Source organism: Polaromonas sp. P1_E1_2 (genome assembly GCF_056406035.1).
Genome location: NZ_JBFUAZ010000614.1, coordinates 1 through 2,507, shown reverse-complemented (window position 1 = coordinate 2,507; position 2,507 = coordinate 1). Strand labels below are relative to the sequence as shown.

The following is a 2,507-nucleotide window of genomic DNA, read 5'->3' as shown; positions in this document are numbered from 1 at the left end:
TCCACCTGCTGTTCGTGCTGCTGTGCCTGAGCTGGATGCCGCGGGCACTGGTGATGCTCGCGCCTGAAGCCGGGCCGCCCGGCCCCGAATCCCTGCTGTTCGCGCTGGCCAGCACCCTGGTGTCCAACACGCTCATGATCATGCTGSTGCTGGAGTACAGCCACTGGACCAGCCCGCCCTGGAAGCGCTACCTCAAAGTGCTCTACGGGGTCATCGCGCTGTCTTTCGCAGCGGGCGTCGCCGCCTACCTGAAGGGCGACATGCGGCCCAACGTCGCGGCCGTGCTGCACTGGCCGTATTTCGCCCTGACCATCGCCGTGGTGCTGGCCCAGGTTCACAGGGCTTGGCGCACACGCCGGCGCAACGAGCTGTTCCTGGCCGTGACGCTGGTCCTCTGGTGGGCCGCTGTGCTGCAGGACCTGGCCATTCCTGCCGACCTGAACGCCTTCGACAGCTTCTTCATGGCCCCGGTGGCCGCGCTGCTGGTGCTGGCCACCCTGGTCGCGCGCACGCTCGAGGGCCTGGCGCTGCACCGGGCCAGCGCCGAGGAAGAGATCAACCTTGCCGTCGCCGGCGTCAGCACAGCGCACGGGCAGGCCCTGGAAGAAATGCGCGCGGAATTTGACCGCCGCAAGGCCGAGGAGCGCCAGGCCGTGATCGCCGCCGAGCGTACCCGGCTGCTGCACGACCTGCACGACGGCATGGGCAGCCAGCTGATCACCGCGCTGCGGATGACCCGCCGCGACGAGGTGCCGCGAGAGGAAGTCGCGCGCGTGATTGAGGACTCCCTGGAAGACATGCGGCTCATCATCGATTCGCTGGACCTTGAGGAAAGCGACCTGCTGCCCCTGTTGGCCAACCTGCGTTATCGGCTGGAGCCGCGGCTCAACGCCATCGGGGTTGGTTTGCAGTGGCAAGTGGGGCCGTTGCCGGAGATGGACTACCTGACACCCGAGACAGGCCTTTCCATCCTGCGCACGCTCCAGGAGGCCATCAACAATGCAGTGCGCCATGGCGCGGCCAGAACCATCACCGTTCGCGCACGTGACACCGCCAGCACCGTGGAACTGTCCGTCACAGATGACGGCTGCGGCTTCGACACGCACGCCGTTCCCGCACCCGGCAAGACCCAACGCGGCCTGGCCGCGATGCGAATGCGCGCACAAAAACTGGCGGGCCAGGTCCGCATTTCCAGTGGCACACATGGAACCTGCGTGACGCTGGAGCTTCCGTTAAGACGTTGAGACGGCACCCTTCAACCGCATACACAAAACTTTGGTACGAAGCTTGAGCCGCCCTCTTCTTATGACACTCTTGTGGGCTGCGAGTCCGGCGCCTTGACCGATGCCAGCACGCGGTCGACCATCACGCCTGCCTGGCCCAGGTTATTCATCGGATCGCAGAACGAGGCCAGCTGTTCGCGTGTCACGTGCTTCTTGATCTCCGGGTGCTCCGCCAGCAAATCGATCAGCGGCCGCTTTTGCTGGAGGGCGTCACGGCAGATGTCGTAGACCAGGTCATGCGCGTATTCGCGACCGATGTAAGGGCCCAGGCCCATCATCACGGCCTCCGACATCACGAGGCCGTGGGTCATGTCGATGTTGCGGCGCATCTGCGCGGCATCGACTTCGAGGCCCGCGAGGATGAACTTCGTCTGCTTGAGCGCGCCCGAGATCAGGCAGAAAATCTCGGGCATCGCCACCCATTCGATTTCCCAGGGGCCGGTGGAGCGTTCATGGTCGGCGACCATCGCGTCCATCAGCGATGCGGCCAGCTGGCGCACCACGGAGATGTTGGCGTGGATGTAGAGGCAGGAGATGGGGTTGCGCTTTTGCGGCATGGTTGACGAGGAGCCCCGGCCGGGCGCGAAAGGCTCAAACACTTCGGCGACTTCGGTCTGCATCAGCAGCTTCACATCCATCGCGATCTTGCCGAGCGAGCCACCGACGATGCCGAGGAAGGCGCCAACTTCGGCGAAGTTGTCGCGCACGGTGTGCCACGAAATCAGGGGCTGCCCGAGGCCGAGTTCCTTCATGAGGCCAGCCTGGGTTTCCATCGCGCCTTTTTCAAGCGAGGACAGCGTGCCCGACGCGCCGCCGAATTCACCGACCAGCACACGCGGCTTGAGCTGCGTGAGGCGCTCGCGGTGGCGCTCGATACCTGCGAGGATGCTGGCCATCTTGTAGCCGAAGGTGATGGGCGTCGCCTGCTGCAGGTTGCTGCGGCCGATGATCGGCGTGTCGCGGTGGTCGCGCGCCAGTTTGGCGAGCGAGGCCGAGATGTCCGCGAGGTCGGCCTCGACCAGTGCGAGGCCCTCGCGTATCTGCAGCACGGCGGCCGTGTCGGTGATGTCCTGCGTGGTGGCGCCCCAGTGGCAGTATTCGCCCAGGCCATCCTTGCAATGCGCGTTGATCTGGTTGACCACGGCGATGATCGGGTAGCCGATCTGCTCGGTCTTGGCCTTGAGCTTGACCCAGTCGATCTGGCTGGGCTCGCAGTTCTTCACG

2 protein-coding genes are annotated in these 2,507 nt (G+C 65.1%); one reads left to right on the top strand and one right to left on the bottom strand.

The window, feature by feature from the left end; genetic code table 11:
- A partial coding sequence (locus tag AC1D1P_RS20730; protein WP_477674262.1) for a sensor histidine kinase occupies positions 1 to 1,244 on the top strand: 1,244 nt, incomplete at its 5' end.
- A 59-nt stretch (positions 1,245 to 1,303) separates the two neighbouring features.
- On the opposite strand, the gene AC1D1P_RS20725 is transcribed toward AC1D1P_RS20730, so the two are convergent.
- Positions 1,304 to 2,507, bottom strand: a 1,204-nt coding sequence (locus tag AC1D1P_RS20725) for a class-II fumarase/aspartase family protein (protein WP_477674261.1), incomplete at its 5' end; no start/stop codon positions are given.